Source organism: Clostridium paraputrificum (assembly GCF_900447045.1).
Taxonomy (GTDB): Bacteria; Bacillota; Clostridia; order Clostridiales; family Clostridiaceae; genus Clostridium; species Clostridium paraputrificum.
In genome coordinates, this window is record NZ_UAWH01000005.1 from 818,171 (window position 1) to 835,726 (window position 17,556).

Here is a 17,556-nt window from a genome sequence, read left to right on the forward strand (position 1 = left end):
AATTCCACTCCTTTTACTACCAAAGCTTTTTAATATAGCCTTTTGAGTGTAGATATTTTCTATAATTGATCATGGCTGTATAAGTAGCTAATATATAAATTCTATTAGTGCTACTATTTTTAATTTTTTCTGTTAATGCTTCATAGTTTTCTTCTAGAATAAATTTTTCTGAATTAAGTCCAGCCACTTTTAATCTAACTGCCATATCATACAATCTTATTCCAGAAACAAATACATCCTTTATAGGAAGTTCTTTTAATCTTTCAAAATCAACATCCCAAATCCAAGAAACATCAGTACCATCAGCATAATTATCATTAAGCATAAATAAAGTAGAGAAGTCTTCTTTATTTAAACAAAGTGTATCTATAGCTTGGTTATATCCAGCAGGATTCTTAACAAGTATTATTTTTACCTGCTTATTATCTATACTTATTTCTTCTTGTCTACCAAAGCTAGAATCTTGTTTTCCAAGGGAAGATTTTATTGATTCTTCATTAATTCCTATTTCTTTGGTTATTGAATATGCGCAAAGACCATTGTAAATATTATAGATTCCTGATTGACTAATAGTTATTTCATCATTATTAATAAGTACTTTAGATGAATTAGGGTTTAATTCTAAAATTTCATTTACAGAATATTTAAGATCAGCTCTTTTATAGCCACATTCTGAGCAGTAGAAATCTCCTAGATGATTATATGTTATAAAGTTATATTGATATGGAGCTTTACAAATTTTGCAGAACTTTGCATCAGCATTAACATCAATAGTATTATCCTTTTTTACCCCTACGTTAAAACCATAGTATATAGTTTCATTTGGAACAGGTAATTTACCAAATAAAGAATCATCACCATTTAGAACTAATTTAGATAATGGAACTTTTTCAACACCTTCTAATATTTTTGAAAGGGTAGTATAAACTTCACCATATCTATCTAATTGGTCTCTAAATAGATTAGTAATAGTTATAATTTCAGGTGTTATATATTCCGTTACAAATTTTAGATTAGCTTCATCTACTTCAATAATTGCATAACTATCATGTTTTTTGTTGAAAAATTTATAGTTATCTATAAAACAAGCAACTATTCCTCTAAATAGGTTAGCTCCTGTGTTATTTGTAATTACTGTATGTCCATTTGCTTTAAATATATTAGTAATCATACTTGTAGTAGTAGTTTTACCATTAGTTCCGGTTACAAGTATAACTTTATATCCCTTAGCAACCTTTTTTAATATCTCTTTATCAAATTTTAATGCAACAGTACCTGGAAAGGTGCTTCCCCCTTTTAGAAGGTTTTTAGATATAAATAATGTAATCTTACCAGCTAAAATACTTAAAATAGACTTAATATTAATATTGCTCACCACCTTAAATACTTACTATGTAGTATGTCCTTAAAAGCTTAATTGTAAACTTTGAGAATAAGTATAGCATAAACTTATAATATTTTGTAGAAGATTATAAGATAAAAGAGATATTTTGTGTGGTATTTACAATTATTTGTAGTAGATTTTTTATATTGTAAATGTTAGAATAATACATATGTAAACCTTGTGTATAAGTGAAAAGGTGGGTGCAGTATGGAAAAGGTTTTAAAAGGAATTAAAAATAGTTTTGGAAAAATAGGGACAGCCTATAAGAAGCTTTCAGAAAAAGATGCCAGAATAGACACTATAGTAACTATATCAGGTGTAATGCTGTTTGCTTTTTTAGTTATGTTTACCTGTCAAAAAATAATGGGTGTTAATGCTGTTAGTATAGCTACTAATAAAGCTGAAGCTAGTTTTTTTGATGGGGATTATGATGCTGCAATTGCAGAATATGAAAAATTACAGGAAGATGAAGAGTGGCCTATTTATACAGTTAAGATTGCAGAGATATATTCAGTAAAGGGAGATTATGAAAAGTCAAACTCTTTATTAGAAGAATCATATCAAAAAAGAAATGAGCTTATAGATGAGCATGGTAAGAGCAAATATAATGATGTAGACGGTGAACTTGGAAATCTTATAGCACTTACTTTCCTTATGAATGGAGAAAAGGAAAAAGCCTTAGAACATGGTGAAATGTTCATGGAAGAAAATGCATTAGATAAGTCTATTCAAAGAACAATGTTTACAATATACATGGTAAATGGACAAAGAGAGAAGGCTAACAACATAATCAAAGAGTATGATGTTGATGAAGAATCTTCCTATGACTTAGCATTATATGCAAGAATGAATATGCTAGTAGATAATTGGGATAAGGGTTATGATATATTAAAGGATGCTTGGTATAAAAATAAAGATGAAATAAAAGTATATGATGTTATAGCTCAAATTTCATCTTACGATAGGGATTCTGTAATTATGAAATTATCTGAGTTGTCGGAAGCAAATCCAGATGAAGTATGTTACAAAGTTTGGCTTGCAAAGTGTTACTCAATGCTTGAAGAAACCACTAATGAAGCAAATGCGTTAGTACAAGAGCTAGAAGGGAAAGATGTTGGTAATGTAGTTTTTAAGACTATAATTGCAAAGATTGATCAACATTTAGGAAATAATGAAGAGGCAGAAAAAATATTAAATGCAGTAATAGAGAATGATGAAAATTCATATTTTGGTTATCATACAGCAGCTTGGTATTACTTTGATTTAGGAGATTATGATAAGGCTTTTGAGTTATGTAAACAAAGTATTTTAGCAAATAAAGATTATCCTGATAATTACGGATTCTTAATACCAGAAATTATGATAGCAAAAGAACAAAGTGAAATAGCAGAACCTTATTTAAGAATGGCTATTGAAAAGGAACCTTTTAATTACAATATATTATTAAAAATAGCTGATTATTATTCATATAATACTCAAGATAAGGGGAAGGCTTATGAGTATTATAATTTAGCTTCATTAGTTAAGCCAAATGATGCTGAAATTTTATATAATATGGCCAACATAAAAGTAGAAGATGGAAAGAATAGTGAAGCTATAGAGTTACTAAAGCAATGCACTAAATTAGATGAACAATCTACAAAGTATTTTAGAACCTTAGGAACTGTATATTTAAATGAAGGAAAAACAGATGAAGCTATAGCTGCAATTAGGTCTGCTTATTCAGTGGATAAGAGTGATCTTAAGACATTAAATAATGCAGGAGTCTTCTATATTGCAATGGAAGGTGAAATTGAAAGAGGTATGGTTAATATAAAAGCAGCGTATGATGGATTAACTAATTCAGTAGATACTGAAACAAGAAATGTTATATCTGAGAATTACCAAAAGGCAAAGACCCTATATGATGCATATAATAAGGAAGATGGATCAAAATTAACAGTACCAGACTTTACATTATTCTATTAAGAAAAGTTAAGGAGAATAAAAAATATAGATTAGATAGAGAAATTGTTTTGCAATTTCTCTTTTTTTATAGTGACAAATTTCTATAATGAAAGTTTTTTCTTTTTTACTCTTAATTAGTTAATTAGAATCTTTGCCTAATTGTAGAAAGAATAATATAATAATAATATATTAACTAAAGAAAATTATAGGAGGGGTATTTTATGTATCCAATTAAGTTTGAAAATCTGTATTATGAGAGGATATGGGGAGGTAGAGACCTAGAAAAGTTTAGGGATAATGTTCCAGAAGGATGTATAGGCGAAAGTTGGGATATTGCTTGCCATAGAAATGGAACAGGAATTATAGAAAATGGAGAACTTAAGGGATTATCATTTAAAGAACTTATAGATAAATACGGAGAAGAAGTTGTAGGAAGAAAAATTAGCAAGGATAATTTTCCGTTACTAATTAAGCTTATAAATTCAAAGGATAAATTATCTGTTCAAGTACATCCAGATGACAAGTATGCAAAAGAAGCAGAGAATGACTTAGGAAAAACTGAAGCGTGGTATGTTGTAGATGCAGAAGAAGGAGCATCACTTATTGTAGGAACTAAGGATTGTGACAAAGAAATTTTTAAGAAGGCTATAGAAGATGGTTGTTTAGAACCATATTTAAATAAGATACCAGTTAAAAAAGGTGATATGTTCTATGTACAAAGTGGTTTAGTACATGCCATATGTGAAGGGGTAACCATAGCAGAAATCCAACAAAGTAGTGATACAACATACAGAGTATATGACTATAATAGAGGAAGAGAAATACACGTTGAAAAAGCTCTAGATGTAATTGATTTTGATTTAAAGTGTGAAAATAGTAAAGGTATCACAATTCATGAAGAAGGCTTTGATAAAACAATTTTATGCTTAAGTGAATTTTTTGCAATTGAAAAGTATGAAGTTAAAAGTAAGGCTATAGAAAATAGTGACTTAGATAGATTTTTCTTATTCACTTGTGTGGAAGGTAATGGGAAGATAGTATCTTCAGGAAATGAATTGGAAATAAAGCTTGGAGATAGTATCTTAATACCTGCAAGCCTTGGAGAGTATACTTTAGAGGGGAACTTTACTTTGTTAAAGAGTTATGTTCCTGATTTAGAAGTAGAAAAATCAAAAATATTAAGTAATGTAATTAAGTAAAGTGGACGATAAGAAACTAGGAGTGTAATTGCTCTTAGTTTCTTTTTTAAAAGGTGGGAATAAAATGGCAAATAAAAATAAGTTTAAATTAGTAAAGGTTATACTTTTTGCCTTAATAATTATTGGTTGTGCTACTCTTTATTTCAAAAATTTTAGTAATAACAAGGGATTAAGAGTTATAGAATGGGATAATATTTATAATGATAATAACATTACATTGTTTTACCAAGATATTGAGGAAAAGCCTAATTCTATAAAAAAGTTAGATAGTGTTTACAGCGTAAGTAAAATAGTTAATAACAATAAAAGTGAATTAGAAAAGGTATTACAAACTGTAGATATATTAAAGAGTATCATCGAATATGATGATGTAGATAGTTCTGTTGCTAAAGATGGATATGCTATCTTAGAGGAAAAGGGTGGCAATAAAAAGGTATCAGATAGAGATATGGCAATAATAGAACGAGATATCTTATTAGCGGCTGGATTTGTGGCTAGAGTTGGTGAGTTTAGAAAAGAGGTACCTCAGTTCCAAAAGAATCCTTCATATTATGTTGTTGAGTACTGGAGTAAAGAGAATAATAAGTGGATAATGGTGGATTTTAAGGATAAAGGGTATCTAGAAAAAGGTGGGGTAAAACTATCTTCTATTGAAGTTTTAGGAGAGAAGCTTAAGGACTTAACTTATATAGGAAATAGTAGTCAAAATGATTACAGAAAGAAGATATCTAAATACTTATCTTCATATACAGTTGCAATAGATAATACTATTTCAATGAAGAAAAGTAATAGCTATTTAACATACTGTAGTTCAGAAAAAGATATTGATATGAAGATTGAAAATGATTATTTTCCATCAACAATTTTTACAACAGAAAAGACATTGTTTACATTGTCACCTAGTACAAAGGCAACTGGCAAAGATAGTAGTACATATATAATACTAATGAGAAAGCCTATGGAATCTTCAAATAGCTATGTTTATGTTATTGGTGCATTCGAAAATGGAAGTACAATAAAAAATTACTATTTAAGAATTAATGATGGTAAAATGAAAAAGATAGATAGGTATGAAGAAGTTGAATTAGTAGAAGGAACAAATAAAATAGAATTATCTAAGGATGGAGTAAATATACTTAAAAGGATAGTAGTAGAGAGGGATAAATAATCTTAATAATTTATTAAGTTAATAGACAAGTAGTTTTGGGTTAAGTATAATAAAAATCGGAGTTAAAAAGAAAGTGAGTGTGATATGAGTGGGGTTAGACTTAATATTTATTTTAAAATCAATAATTATTGCAATTGTTGAAGGATTAACAGAATTTATTCCAGTATCATCTACAGGACATATGATTTTAGTAGGAAGTGCTATAAATTTCCGTAGTGCGTCTCCACAATTTGCAGAGATGTTCGAAGTAGTTATTCAACTTGGAGCTATTTTAGCTGTAGTTGTGCTTTACTGGATAAAAATTAAGGATAGTGTAATAGAATTTTTCCAATATATTTTTACAGGTGGTAAAAAAGGAAAAGTAGGATTTAGATTTGGAATTAATGTTATAGTAGCATCAATACCAGCAGGTATAATCGGGATGTTATTTTATGATAATATTAAGGCATTATTTAGACCAGAAGCTGTAATTGTAGGATTTATAGTTGGTGGTATATTATTGCTAGTAATTGAAGGACTATTTAGAAGTAAAAAACATGCTGTAAAAGATATAGATGAAATTACTCCTGGAAAGTCACTAATAGTAGGCTGTTTTCAAGTACTTTCAATGTGGCCAGGTATGTCAAGAAGTGCATCAACTATTATGGGAGGATGGATTGCAGGGGTATCTACTCCTATAGCAGCAGAGTTTTCATTTTTCTTAGCAGTACCAGCAATGATTGGTTCATCAGCAAAGGATCTATTTGAATTTGATTATTCAATTATGAATTCTACATTATGGATTGCCCTAGTATTAGGATTTATAGTGGCATTTGTTGTTTCTATAATAGTAATGAAGAAATTTATTGATTATTTAAAGAAAAAACCAATGAGAGTATTTGCTATATACAGAGTAGCGGCAGGAATATTATTAGCAGTATTAGTATTCACAAAGATAATAACGCTATCGTAAATATAAATCATAGGAGAGAAACCTCAATTAGAGGTTTCTCTTTTCTTTAACATTTAGGAAATTATAAACCTTTAATTAGCTATAAATCAAAGGGAGTATTACATTTTTATATTAAAAAGTTATAAGGTCAAAGGTAATAAGTTTATAGTTTTTTCACCTTAAGTACTAAGGGGATGAATATCCACTCTATCTTTATTTTGTAAATTTTCTAAAAATTATAAAATTTACATTCAATTCTACTTTTCACCAATTTAAATTTATGTTATCATAAAATAAGTAAATGACATTTTCTTGTAATGCATTGTATGTAAACAATATCAAAAAGTGTCGTAAAGTAATAGTTTTTATATTTTTTTATTCTAAATTGTTTGAAAATAATGAATATAAAAACAATTACGGTATAACGTGTGTGGTAGAGGGGGATATGAGAATGGAACAACAAATTAAAAAAATTGCCTTACTAACAGGTGGTGGAGATTGTCCTGGATTAAATGCAGTAATTAGAGCTGTAACAAGAACTGCAATATTAAATTATGGTATGGAGGTTATAGGCTATAAATTTGGATATAGAGGCCTATATAACAATGACTTCATTCCTCTAACATTAGAATCAGTATCCGGAATATTACATAGAGGAGGTACTATTCTATACAGTTCAAACAAGGACAACCTATTTGATTATCAAGTAGAAGAAGATGGTCAAATGGTAAAAAAGGATGTTTCAGATGTAGCCGTAGAAAATATGAAAAAAGAGGGTGTAGATGTTCTAGTTGTAATAGGTGGAGATGGAACCTTAACATCAGCTAGAGATTTTGCTAGAAAAGGAGTTAAAGTAATAGGAGTTCCAAAGACAATTGATAATGATTTAGCATCTACAGATGTTACATTTGGATTTAATACAGCAATAGATGTTGCTACTGGAGCTTTAGATAGACTTCATACAACTGCTGAATCACATCATAGAATTATGATTTGTGAGGTTATGGGAAGAGGTGCTGGTTGGATAGCATTAGAGTCTGGAATAGCAGGTTCTGCAGATGTTATTTTGCTACCAGAGATACCTTACGATATAAACAAAATAAAAGAAAAAGTTGAAGAGAGAAGAAAAGAGGGCAAACTATTTACTATTATAGTAGTAGCAGAAGGGGCTAAACCTAAAGATGGTGACGTGGTAGTTTCTAAGATTGTAGCAGATAGTCCAGATCCAATTAGACTTGGTGGAATTGGTAATAAGTTAGCTGATGATTTAGAAAAGATAATTCCAGATCATGAAGTAAGATGTACAGTGCTTGGTCATATCCAAAGAGGAGGAACTACTTCTACTTATGATAGAATTCTTTCGACTAGATATGGGGTAGCTGCTGTTGAGTTGATAAATGAAGGTAAGTTTGGTGATATGGTATGCTTAAAAGGAGATACAATATCTTCTGATAGTTTAGAAAATGTTATTGGACAAAAAACTAAGCAAGTGTTGCCGGATGGAGAGTTAGTTCAAGTTGCTAAAAAAATAGGAATTTCTTTTGGAGATTAATTTAATATAAAAGGGAATAAAAAAAGTTATAAAACTCCCCTAATGGGGAGTTTCTGTAATATTTAATGATATTATATTTAATTTGTATCTTCAAAATTTTCTGAAAATATGATATACTTTTCCTAGGGACAGTTAATTTTTAGAAGCTGGAGGGTATTATGAAAGAGATAAAGAGATATTTAGAATCAAGAATAGGAACTTACGGATTTTTCTTTGAAGATCTATCGAGCGGATTCATTTATGGATATAATGAAAACGTTCAAATGGTTGCTGCAGGGTGCATGAAACTTCCTATAGCAGTTTCTCTTATAAAAGCTGTTGAAGATAAAAAGGTAGATTTCATGGATAAAATCAAAATAGAAAAAGAAGATAAAGTTTATGGAACTGGTATAATCCATGAATTTAATGAGAGAGAGTATACAATATTTGAATTGTTAGTAGCAATGCTTATACAAAGTGATAATACTGCAGCCAATAAGATAATTGATATAATTGGAATGGATAATATTAATTCAAACATAAAAGAAATGGGATTAAAAAATACTATTCTTAACAGAAAGACTAGCGATGAAAGACAATCTAAAGAGGGTGTAGAAAATATAACAAGCGCATATGATCTTTCTAAGATATGGAAGCATCTACATAATGCAACTTATCTAAATAGAGATAATAGCACTATGTTAGTAGATATATTAAGAAGGCAACAAATTAAGAATAAACTTGCTTTATATATACCAGATGATTTGAAATATGAAATTTCCAGTAAAACTGGTGACAAGAAAGGTGTTGAAAATGATACAGCATTAATTCAATTACCTAAGGGGAATTTTGTATTTACTGTATTATCAACTTCCGTTCCTAATAGTGTATATGGAACAGTAACTTTGGCTAAGTGTGGTAAAATGATGTGGGACAATGTCATGAATAATTGGCATTGAAAACATAAATATCTCTACCTGTGGGTTAGGTAGGGGTTCAACTATGGTGAAATTGAAAATATGAGGGTAAAAGAAGAATGTATCAAAGTGAATTTTGATACATTCTTCTTTTGTTATCAATTAATAAATATAGAAAAAAGAATAATTTAGAAAGTGTTTAATACATGTTTCAGATTAAGAGTCAGGAATTAGAATTATGAATTTATTTATTAAAATATTGTAAGAAATTAACAATAAGTTTACAATATTATTTGGTGATATATGTAATAAAGGAGAGAGGGTAATTGGAAAGTGAAGAGGTATCAATTAAAGAAGTTCTAGAAACCTTGAAAAGAAGATGGAAGATGATCGCTATTATCGTATTAGTATGTCTAATTGTGGCTTCTGTATATAGCTTTTTTATAACTAAACCTGTATATAAAATAAGTACAAAGTTATTTATAGGTAAAGAAGTAAGCGACGGGGCATCAGATTACAATAGTAGCGAAGTTCAGATGTATCAAAAACTAATGAAAACATATGCTGGAATTGCAAAATCAGATGATGTAATTCAAAGAGCACTAGATAGAGGAGATAGTAATGCTAGTGCAAAGTCTATTTTATCTAACCTAGAAGTAATAGCCGGAAATGATGACCAGTTTTTGACCATATCATTAAGTACTAAAGAACCAGGAGAGGGCTTAAAGGTATTAAATAATATTATTGATGAGTTTATAGAAACATCATCAAAGATATATGCGGAAGCGTATAGTAAGCTTAAAACAAGTATTAAGTATTCATCTGCAGATAAAAATAACAAAGTATTTCTTATAACATCATCAGAAAAAGGTGAGGGTAAATCAACAACAGCGACAAACCTAGCAATAAGCTTATCTTTTGATAAGAAAAAAGTTTTGCTTGTAGATTGCGACTTGAGAAGACCTTCTTTACATAAGTATTTAAGGATTAGTGGAGAATGTGGATTAACAGAAGTAATAATAGGGGAAACAAACGTAGAAAAAGCAATAGTTAATATAAAGGATAATCTATTTTTTTTACCTTCAGGAAATAGACCACCAAATCCTGCAGAGCTATTGGGAAGTGAAAATTTTGAATTAATGTTAAAGGAACTAAAGGATATATTTGATTATATTATAATTGATTCCCCACCTCTTAGGGTAGTGGCTGACGCACAAATTCTAAGTTCGAAAGTAGACGGAGTTATATTGGTGGTGAAATATGGGTTTACAAAGAAAGATGAACTTTTAGTATGTAGAGAAACTTTAGAATTAGTTGGCGGTAAGTTAATTGGAACAGTTATAAATGGGGACAAGAAAGAGAATGATTACAAGTATTACTATTATTAAAATAATTGTATTTAAATCAATCTAAATGCGGATACTCCTTAATAGACAGTTCTATTTAAGGAGTATTTTTATGAAGAAAATTATAAGAAGTTCTATGGTTTCAATAGCAATAATACTTTTTTTAAATATACCTAGTATAGTATTAGCACTTGATTTAAGTGCTAAAGATATAAATGATATAAAATATCAATTAAGAATTGTTGGGATAAATTCATATTGTAGTGATAATATAATAACTTACATGAAAAACTTAAGTTTATCTAGGGAAGAGTTATTAGTCATTGAAAAAGAATGCACAGAAGTTATAAACTTAATCCATTGGAAAAACTTTATAAGTGATTTATCTTTATCTGAAATGTATTACTTTTATAAAACATTATCATCTATAATAAATAATTTAAATATGGGTTTTAGTATTAATATATTTAATAAAAGTATAGCTATTAAAAATATAAGTAATGGTGATATTTTAATGAAAGGAAGTATAAAAGAAGTTGGGGGATATATAGAGAATGTAAAAAGGAATAATTCTATTAAGGACATAGTTAATATTTTAGATAGAATTGAATTTAAAATTCTAGGAGAAAATAGTGGCTTTTCCAATAAAGTTCTTAATTCTAATATCCCAGACTTTGCTATTAATGTTATAAATGAATTTGAATGGGTACTAAATTTTTAGTACCTTTTTGTTTTGTTTTTTATTTGCTGATATAATAGGGGTAATATTTTAATAATATGGGGGCGTAGTATGATAAATGAAGTGATAAATGGAATCAAACCATTATATAAAGATAAAATCGAAGAAGCTAAAATAAGAGTTGATTCCTTAGCAAAGCCTTTAGGAAGTTTAGGAAGACTTGAGGATTTAGCAATACAGATTTCAGGCATAACAGGAAATATAAAGAATTCCATACGAAATAAAGGTATTATTATTATGAGTGCGGATAATGGAGTGGTTGAAGAAGGGGTAGCCTCCTCTCCACAATATGTAACTTTAGCCCAAACAAAGAATTTTATTAAAGGTAAAACTGGAGTTTGTGCAATAGGTAAAACAAATGATACAAAGTTAATTGTTGTAGATATAGGAATAAATTCTGATGAAAAAATAAATGGGATTGTGGATAAAAAAATATCTAAAGGAACTAGAAATATATATAAAGAAAATGCTATGAGCTATGAAGAAGCTAAAAGGGGAATTGAAATAGGAATTGAGATGGCTAAAAAAGCTAAGGATGAAGGCTTTGATATAATTGGTGTTGGGGAAATGGGAATAGGTAACACGACAACATCTGCAGCAGTTTTAATGTGTTTGATTGACTGTAAAGTTGATAAAGTAGTTGGTAAAGGTGCTGGGGTTACTGAGGAGGCCTTTAATAAGAAAAAGCTAGTGGTCAAAACTGCTGTTGAAAGTAAGGATATAAATAGAATGGACCCAATGGATATAATATCAAAGGTTGGAGGGTACGATATAGCTGGAATGACAGGAGTGTTTTTAGGAGCTGCATATTATAGAATACCAGTTGTTATTGATGGCTTTATTTCAGTTGTATCAGCCCTTCTAGCATCAAGGCTTAATCCTATTGTAAAGGAATATCTTATACCTTCTCATAAGTCTAAAGAAATAGGATATAATTTAGCTATAGAGGAGTTAGGACTTGAGCCAATGCTTAATTTGGGAATGAGACTTGGAGAAGGTAGTGGCTGTCCAATAGCATTTTCTGTAGTGGAGTTTGCATTGTCTATGATGAATAATATGGCAACCTTTGAAGAAGGGGAAATTGATAATTCTTATCTTGAAAAAATAAAAGGAGAAGAAAATTATATAGTATGATAATATTTGTTGTTGGCGGGTCTAAAAGCCAAAAGTCCAATTATGGAGAGATTATTGCAGAGAAGTTATTTAATAAGGGAAATTTATATTATCTAGCTACCATGAAACCTTATGATGATGAGGATTTAAAAAGAATAGAGGAACATATAAAAAACAGAAGTGGACATGGCTATATAACAATAGAAGTTCCAAGGGATATTAGTAGCGTTTTACCAATGCTAAATAAGGGTGATACAGTACTACTTGATAGTATTACATCTCTTGTTACTAATGAGATGTTTAATAATAAACAGATTGTGAAAAATGTTAAAGATAAAATTATAACAGAAGTAAATGAGATTTCTAAGAAGGTTTCTAATTTAGTTATTGTATCAGATTATGTATTTAGCGATGGAATTAGGTATGATGATTTTACAGAGGATTTTAGAAAAGAACTTGGTATTATAAATTGTGAAATAGCTAAAATGTCACAGGCTGTAATAGAGAGTTCCTTTGGAAATATTATAGTACATAAAGGTAAGGAAAGGATTAATAATGAAGAACTTATTGAATGCATTTAATATGGCAGTTAGTATGTTTACAGTAATACCATTGCCTAAATATATATGGGAAGAAAAATCTGCAAAGTATATGATGAGAATATATCCATTTGTAGGATTTATAGTAGGGCTTATATGGTATGGGGGAGGAGTACTTCTTAAGTATTTTGAAATAAGCTTAATGATGTCAACAGGTATTTTATTAACTCTTCCTTTTATAGTTACAGGTTTTATACATCTAGATGGATTTATGGATGTTTGTGATGCACTCCTTTCTAGAAAATCTAAAGAGGATAAGCTGAAAATTTTAAAGGATTCTAGAGTTGGTGCCTTTGCTGTTATAGCTTTAGGTCTTTTGTTTATTATGGATTTTGCAGGAATTTACACTGCATTAGAAAAGGATTTTAATTTAATTGCTCTTATATTAATACCTATAATATCTAGGACTATAGCAGCATACATTATTATCTCTAATGAGCCTTTAGGGGAAAGCTATTATGGAAATCTCTTTAAAAATGGGACAGGAAAAATAGATAAGATAACCCTAGGGATAACTTTTATAATTATATTAATTTTGAGTTATTTCTTAGGAAATAAATATATAATAATGCCATTAGTTATGGGAGTTGTAGGGTTAATTCTTTTAAAAAATTGCAAAAAAGAACTTGGTGGAATTAATGGAGATGTAGCTGGATATATTCTCGTATTAACTGAGGTATTTGGAATTTTAGTTTTAGCTATTATATAAGGAGAAGGATATGGAACTATATTTTGGTGGAGCCTATAACGGTAAGCTTAGGCTTATAAAGGAAAAGTTTAATATAGATGAGAAGGATATATTCTTCTGTGGAGAAGGTAAAATAGACTTTTCAAAGAAGGTTATATGTGGAATTCATATGTTTATTTATAATGAAGTAATTAATGGTAGAGATGCAATGGCGTTTTTTAAGAAAAATATAGAAAGATTTAATGATAAAATAATTATTTCAGATGATTTATCATCTGGTATAGTACCTCTAAAAAAAGAGGATAGAAAGTGGAGAGAGGAAACAGGAAAAGTGCTACAATTTTTAACTATTAAAAGTAATAAGGTTACAAGGGTATTTTGTGGTCTTCCTATGGTTTTGAAGGATGAATAAGATAGTTTTGTATTTAATAAGACATGGAAAAACACTATGTAATGAAAGAAGATTGTATTGTGGTAAGTCAGATGTTTCATTGAGTGAATTAGGGTATAAGGAGATTCTTAAATTAAAATCTACTGTAGATTATCCAAAGTGCAGGTTAAATTATACAAGTGGTGCTAAAAGGGCAAATGAAACTTTTGAAATTATTTTTCCAAATTCAAAATACGCAAAGAAGAATGATTTTTTTGAATATAATTTTGGAGATTTTGAGATGAAGTCCTATGATATGCTAAAGGATAATAGTGATTATATAGCTTGGATTATGGATGAAAGTAAAAAGGTAAAATGTCCAAATGGTGAGTGTAAAGAAGAGTTCTATAGAAGACTTAGTAAGGCTCTAAGGAGACTTTTTAGGGAAGTTATAGAAAAAGGTGAAGAGGAAGCTTTACTTATTTGCCATGGTGGTGTTATAGGTACCTTACTTGAATTATTCTGCAAATCCTCAAAGGATTTTTATACAATGCAACCTAGTTGTGGTAGGGGATATAAGTTAGAGGTTAAAGTTGATAAAGATATAGAAATAAAAATACTAGGGGAGATTTAAGAAATGTTATCATATACCATAGGTTTAGTGTTAGATTTTATAATAGGAGATCCTAATAATCCTTTTCATCCAGTAAGAATAATAGGATCTTTAGGTATTAAGCTTGAAAATATAACAAGAAGAGTATTTAAGAACTTAAAAATATCTGGATTTGTAACATGGTTAGGAGTTATATTAATAACTTTTTTAGTTAATTCATTAATATTTAGGCTTGCTTTTAGTATAAGCAATATATTTGGAATTATTATTGAAGGGATATTATTATATTTTTGTATATCTTCTAAGGGATTAAAGGTAGAAGGATTAAAGGTAATTAAAGTTTTAGAATCAGGTGATATTGAGGGGGCAAGGAAGCAACTATCCTACATAGTAGGAAGAGATACTAAAGTTCTAGATGAAGAAGGAATTATTAGAGCTGTAATTGAAACAGTAGCAGAAAATACATCAGATGGAATAATAGCGCCACTATTATTTGGAGCTTTAGGTGGTGCACCTCTTGCTATGACATATAAAGCAGTTAATACTTGTGATTCAATGTTTGGATATAAGAATGATAAGTACATAGATTTTGGGTTTGTACCTGCAAAGATGGATGATTTATTTAATTATATTCCAGCAAGAATTACAGGATATTTAGTGATTTTTGCTGCATTTATATTGGGACTAGATTATAAAAATAGCTATAGAATTTATAAGAGAGATAGATATAATCATACTAGTCCTAATAGTGCTCATCCAGAATCAGCTGTTGCAGGAGCTTTAGGAATAAGACTTGGAGGAGCAAATTATTACTTTGGTAAGATTGTAGAAAAGCCAACAATAGGTGATAAGAATAAAGTAATAGAAATTTCAGATTTATATAAGACAAATAATATTTTATTAGTAGTTACTTTATTAGGATTTAGTGTTGGACTTATTATAATAGTTCTTGGAGGGTTAATATAATGAACTTAGGACACGGTGGAAATGTAGAAGAGATATGTAGAAAATATAATGTTTGTGAAAAAGAGATTATAGATTTTTCTGCTAATATAAATCCTTTAGGAATTTCTAAGAAAGTTAAGGAAGAAATGATTAAATCTTTAGACAGAATAGAAAGGTATCCAGATATAACTTATCACGATTTGAGAATGGGTATTTCTGAATATGAAGGTATTGATTATAATAATATACTTTTAGGTAATGGAGCAGCTGAGGTTATATTTAATGTAATTAGAGGGCTAAATCCTAAAAAGGTTCTTATTCCAGCTCCAACCTTTTCTGAATATGAAGATGGTATAAGGGCTATTAATGGAGAAATAGTTTATTATAAATTAAATAGGGAAAATTTTAAGTTAGATGATGGATTTTTAGAAGCTATAGATAAAAGTATGGATATGCTTTTCATCTGTAATCCTAATAATCCAACAGGGCAGTTAGTATCTAAGGAGTTTTTAATTAAAGTGTTAAATAAATCTTCCAATACTAAGGTTGTTATAGATGAGTCATTTTTAGATTTTATAGAAGATAAAAGTAGATACTCTTTAATAGACATGTGTAAAGAGTATGAAAATCTTATTATAGTTAAGTCTCTTACAAAGTTTTTTAGTTTTCCTGGCATAAGAGTAGGTTATGGAATTACAGGAAACGCTGAATTTATTAGAAAGATTAACAAGGTTTCTGTGCCATGGTCTATAAATACAGTTGCTTCAACTGGAGCAATAGTCGCGTTGAAAGAAAGAGAATACCAGAAAAATTCAATAGATTTTATAAAAAATGAAAAAGTATTTTTATATAATGAGTTATGTACGTTTAAAGAATTAGAGGTCTTTGAGGGGGTAGTTAACTTTATATTTTTTAAGACTAGAATAGATATTAATTTAAAAGAAGAACTTATTAAGCATGGAATAATTATAAGAAGCTGTAGTAATTATATAGGGTTAGGTTCTGATTACTATAGGGTTGCTGTAAGAACTAGAGGGCAAAATGAGAAACTTATATATGCTCTAAGAAAGGTATTTAATAAATGAAAGATATATTGATTATACTAGATGGATTTATGGAGGAGTGTCTTGAGGGACATTCCTTTAAAAAACTTCTTTTTGGAGATATGAAGTTAAATTATACTGAAATGAAAGAAGACTTTTCAGTGGAAGGAAAGGATTTAGATAGTTTAAACTGTATTTTTAAAATGCTTGGTTACGATAGTTCTAAGGTAGATATCGGAGAAAGGGCCTTTTATGAAGCTTTAAATAGGGGGATAGAAATAAAAGGTGGAAGTGGTATTTATAGGTGCAATATAATTAAGGTTAATAATGGAATACTAGAAGATTTTACTGGTGGAGATTTAGATAAAAATATAGGAGAAGTTTTAAAAGAATTAAAAGTAGAAGGTGGATATTTTTATCCATGTTACCAATATAAGAATTTACTTCTTTTAAATGAGATTGTACAGGAAAAGCTTAACCCACCGCATTTTAGTGTGGGTAAAAAAGTAGAAGAAATTATGCCTGAAAATAAAAGATTAAGGAATATAATTAATTACTCCTATGAATTTTTCAAAGATAGGGATTTAGAAGGATTAATGCTTTGGCCTTGGGGGGCCTCGGGTGAGGTGAAATTGAAGAAGTATAATAAGGAATCAGTGTTAATCGGAGGAATAGATTTAATTTGTGGTATGGGAAAGGCTTTAGGAATGATAGTTGTTCAACCTAAAGGAGCTACAGGGGAGTGGAACAGCGCGTTGCATAATAAACTAGAAGGTGTATTAGAGTGGCTTCCAAAAGCTAATAATATTATTTTACATGTAAATGGATTTGATGAGCTTTCTCATAGAAAAGATTTTAAAGGCAAAATACAGTTTTTAGAAAAAGTTAAAAATGAGCTTCTTTTTCCTTTATTAAATCTGAAGGGGATAAATATAAGAATAACTTGTGACCATAGGACAGATTCCTTTACAGGTAGTCATGAAAAAGGATATGTACCATATCTAAGTATATTTAATTGACAAA

The 17,556-nt window shown here is 29.3% G+C and carries 17 protein-coding genes; 16 read left to right on the forward strand and 1 reads right to left on the reverse strand.

The genetic code is table 11. From position 1 onward, the window contains the following. Window positions 1-16 precede the first annotated feature (16 nt). Complete coding sequence (locus DR024_RS03890; protein WP_027098195.1) at window positions 17-1,375, reverse strand: Mur ligase family protein; 1,359 nt, start codon at window positions 1,373-1,375, stop codon at window positions 17-19. A 216-nt stretch (window positions 1,376-1,591) separates the two neighbouring features. Here DR024_RS03890 and DR024_RS03895 point away from each other — a divergent pair, with 216 nt between their 5' ends. The 16 genes from DR024_RS03895 (at window position 1,592) to DR024_RS03970 (ending at window position 17,552) form a co-directional block, all read left to right on the forward strand. Then, complete coding sequence (locus DR024_RS03895; RefSeq protein ID WP_051195948.1) at window positions 1,592-3,352, forward strand: tetratricopeptide repeat protein; 1,761 nt, start codon at window positions 1,592-1,594, stop codon at window positions 3,350-3,352. Between the two features lie 200 nt (window positions 3,353-3,552). Continuing rightward, entirely contained in the window at window positions 3,553-4,530 is a 978-nt protein-coding gene (locus DR024_RS03900; protein WP_055184593.1) for a type I phosphomannose isomerase catalytic subunit, read from the forward strand. A gap of 64 nt (window positions 4,531-4,594) precedes the next feature. Beyond that, window positions 4,595-5,698, forward strand: coding sequence for a hypothetical protein (locus DR024_RS03905; RefSeq protein WP_027098193.1), 1,104 nt, complete (start codon window positions 4,595-4,597; stop codon window positions 5,696-5,698). Window positions 5,699-5,786: 88 nt separating this feature from the next. Next, window positions 5,787-6,650, forward strand: coding sequence for an undecaprenyl-diphosphate phosphatase (locus DR024_RS03910; RefSeq protein ID WP_111918194.1), 864 nt, complete (start codon window positions 5,787-5,789; stop codon window positions 6,648-6,650). 430 nt (window positions 6,651-7,080) lie between these two features. Further along, a complete protein-coding gene (locus DR024_RS03915) occupies window positions 7,081-8,181 on the forward strand; it encodes a 6-phosphofructokinase (protein ID WP_027098191.1) in 1,101 nt (366 codons plus the stop codon). Window positions 8,182-8,339: 158 nt separating this feature from the next. Beyond that, window positions 8,340-9,119, forward strand: a complete 780-nt coding sequence (locus DR024_RS03920) for a serine hydrolase (RefSeq protein WP_027098190.1) — start codon at window positions 8,340-8,342, stop codon at window positions 9,117-9,119. A 284-nt stretch (window positions 9,120-9,403) separates the two neighbouring features. After that, window positions 9,404-10,465 (forward strand): tyrosine-protein kinase domain-containing protein, encoded by a 1,062-nt coding sequence (locus DR024_RS03925; RefSeq protein ID WP_111918196.1) that lies wholly within the window; start codon window positions 9,404-9,406, stop codon window positions 10,463-10,465. A gap of 70 nt (window positions 10,466-10,535) precedes the next feature. Next, window positions 10,536-11,144, forward strand: coding sequence for a hypothetical protein (locus DR024_RS03930; protein WP_111918198.1), 609 nt, complete (start codon window positions 10,536-10,538; stop codon window positions 11,142-11,144). 69 nt (window positions 11,145-11,213) lie between these two features. After that, window positions 11,214-12,296 carry a nicotinate-nucleotide--dimethylbenzimidazole phosphoribosyltransferase gene (gene cobT / locus DR024_RS03935; protein ID WP_027098186.1) on the forward strand — a complete coding sequence of 361 codons (1,083 nt, stop codon included), beginning with the start codon at window positions 11,214-11,216 and terminating at the stop codon, window positions 12,294-12,296. Further along, complete coding sequence (locus DR024_RS03940) at window positions 12,293-12,856, forward strand: bifunctional adenosylcobinamide kinase/adenosylcobinamide-phosphate guanylyltransferase (protein WP_055184589.1); 564 nt, start codon at window positions 12,293-12,295, stop codon at window positions 12,854-12,856. The genes cobT and DR024_RS03940 overlap by 4 nt, the downstream gene beginning before the upstream one ends. Further along, window positions 12,831-13,583 (forward strand): adenosylcobinamide-GDP ribazoletransferase, encoded by a 753-nt coding sequence (locus tag DR024_RS03945; protein WP_027098184.1) that lies wholly within the window; start codon window positions 12,831-12,833, stop codon window positions 13,581-13,583. Before DR024_RS03940 ends, DR024_RS03945 begins: the two co-directional genes overlap by 26 nt. 10 nt (window positions 13,584-13,593) lie before the next feature. Next, the gene (locus DR024_RS03950) at window positions 13,594-13,974 is read left to right on the forward strand and encodes a bifunctional adenosylcobinamide kinase/adenosylcobinamide-phosphate guanylyltransferase (protein ID WP_027098183.1); all 381 of its coding nucleotides are present in this window, start codon (window positions 13,594-13,596) and stop codon (window positions 13,972-13,974) included. Next, window positions 13,967-14,566 (forward strand): histidine phosphatase family protein, encoded by a 600-nt coding sequence (locus DR024_RS03955; RefSeq protein ID WP_027098182.1) that lies wholly within the window; start codon window positions 13,967-13,969, stop codon window positions 14,564-14,566. The genes DR024_RS03950 and DR024_RS03955 overlap by 8 nt, the downstream gene beginning before the upstream one ends. Before the next feature lie 3 nt (window positions 14,567-14,569). Next, window positions 14,570-15,511 carry an adenosylcobinamide-phosphate synthase CbiB gene (cbiB, locus tag DR024_RS03960; protein ID WP_111918200.1) on the forward strand — a complete coding sequence of 314 codons (942 nt, stop codon included), beginning with the start codon at window positions 14,570-14,572 and terminating at the stop codon, window positions 15,509-15,511. Then, window positions 15,511-16,575 carry a threonine-phosphate decarboxylase CobD gene (gene cobD, locus DR024_RS03965; RefSeq protein ID WP_027098180.1) on the forward strand — a complete coding sequence of 355 codons (1,065 nt, stop codon included), beginning with the start codon at window positions 15,511-15,513 and terminating at the stop codon, window positions 16,573-16,575. Before cbiB ends, cobD begins: the two co-directional genes overlap by 1 nt. Then, entirely contained in the window at window positions 16,572-17,552 is a 981-nt protein-coding gene (locus DR024_RS03970; RefSeq protein ID WP_027098179.1) for a hypothetical protein, read from the forward strand. The genes cobD and DR024_RS03970 overlap by 4 nt, the downstream gene beginning before the upstream one ends. The last annotated feature ends 4 nt before the right edge of the window (window positions 17,553-17,556 follow it).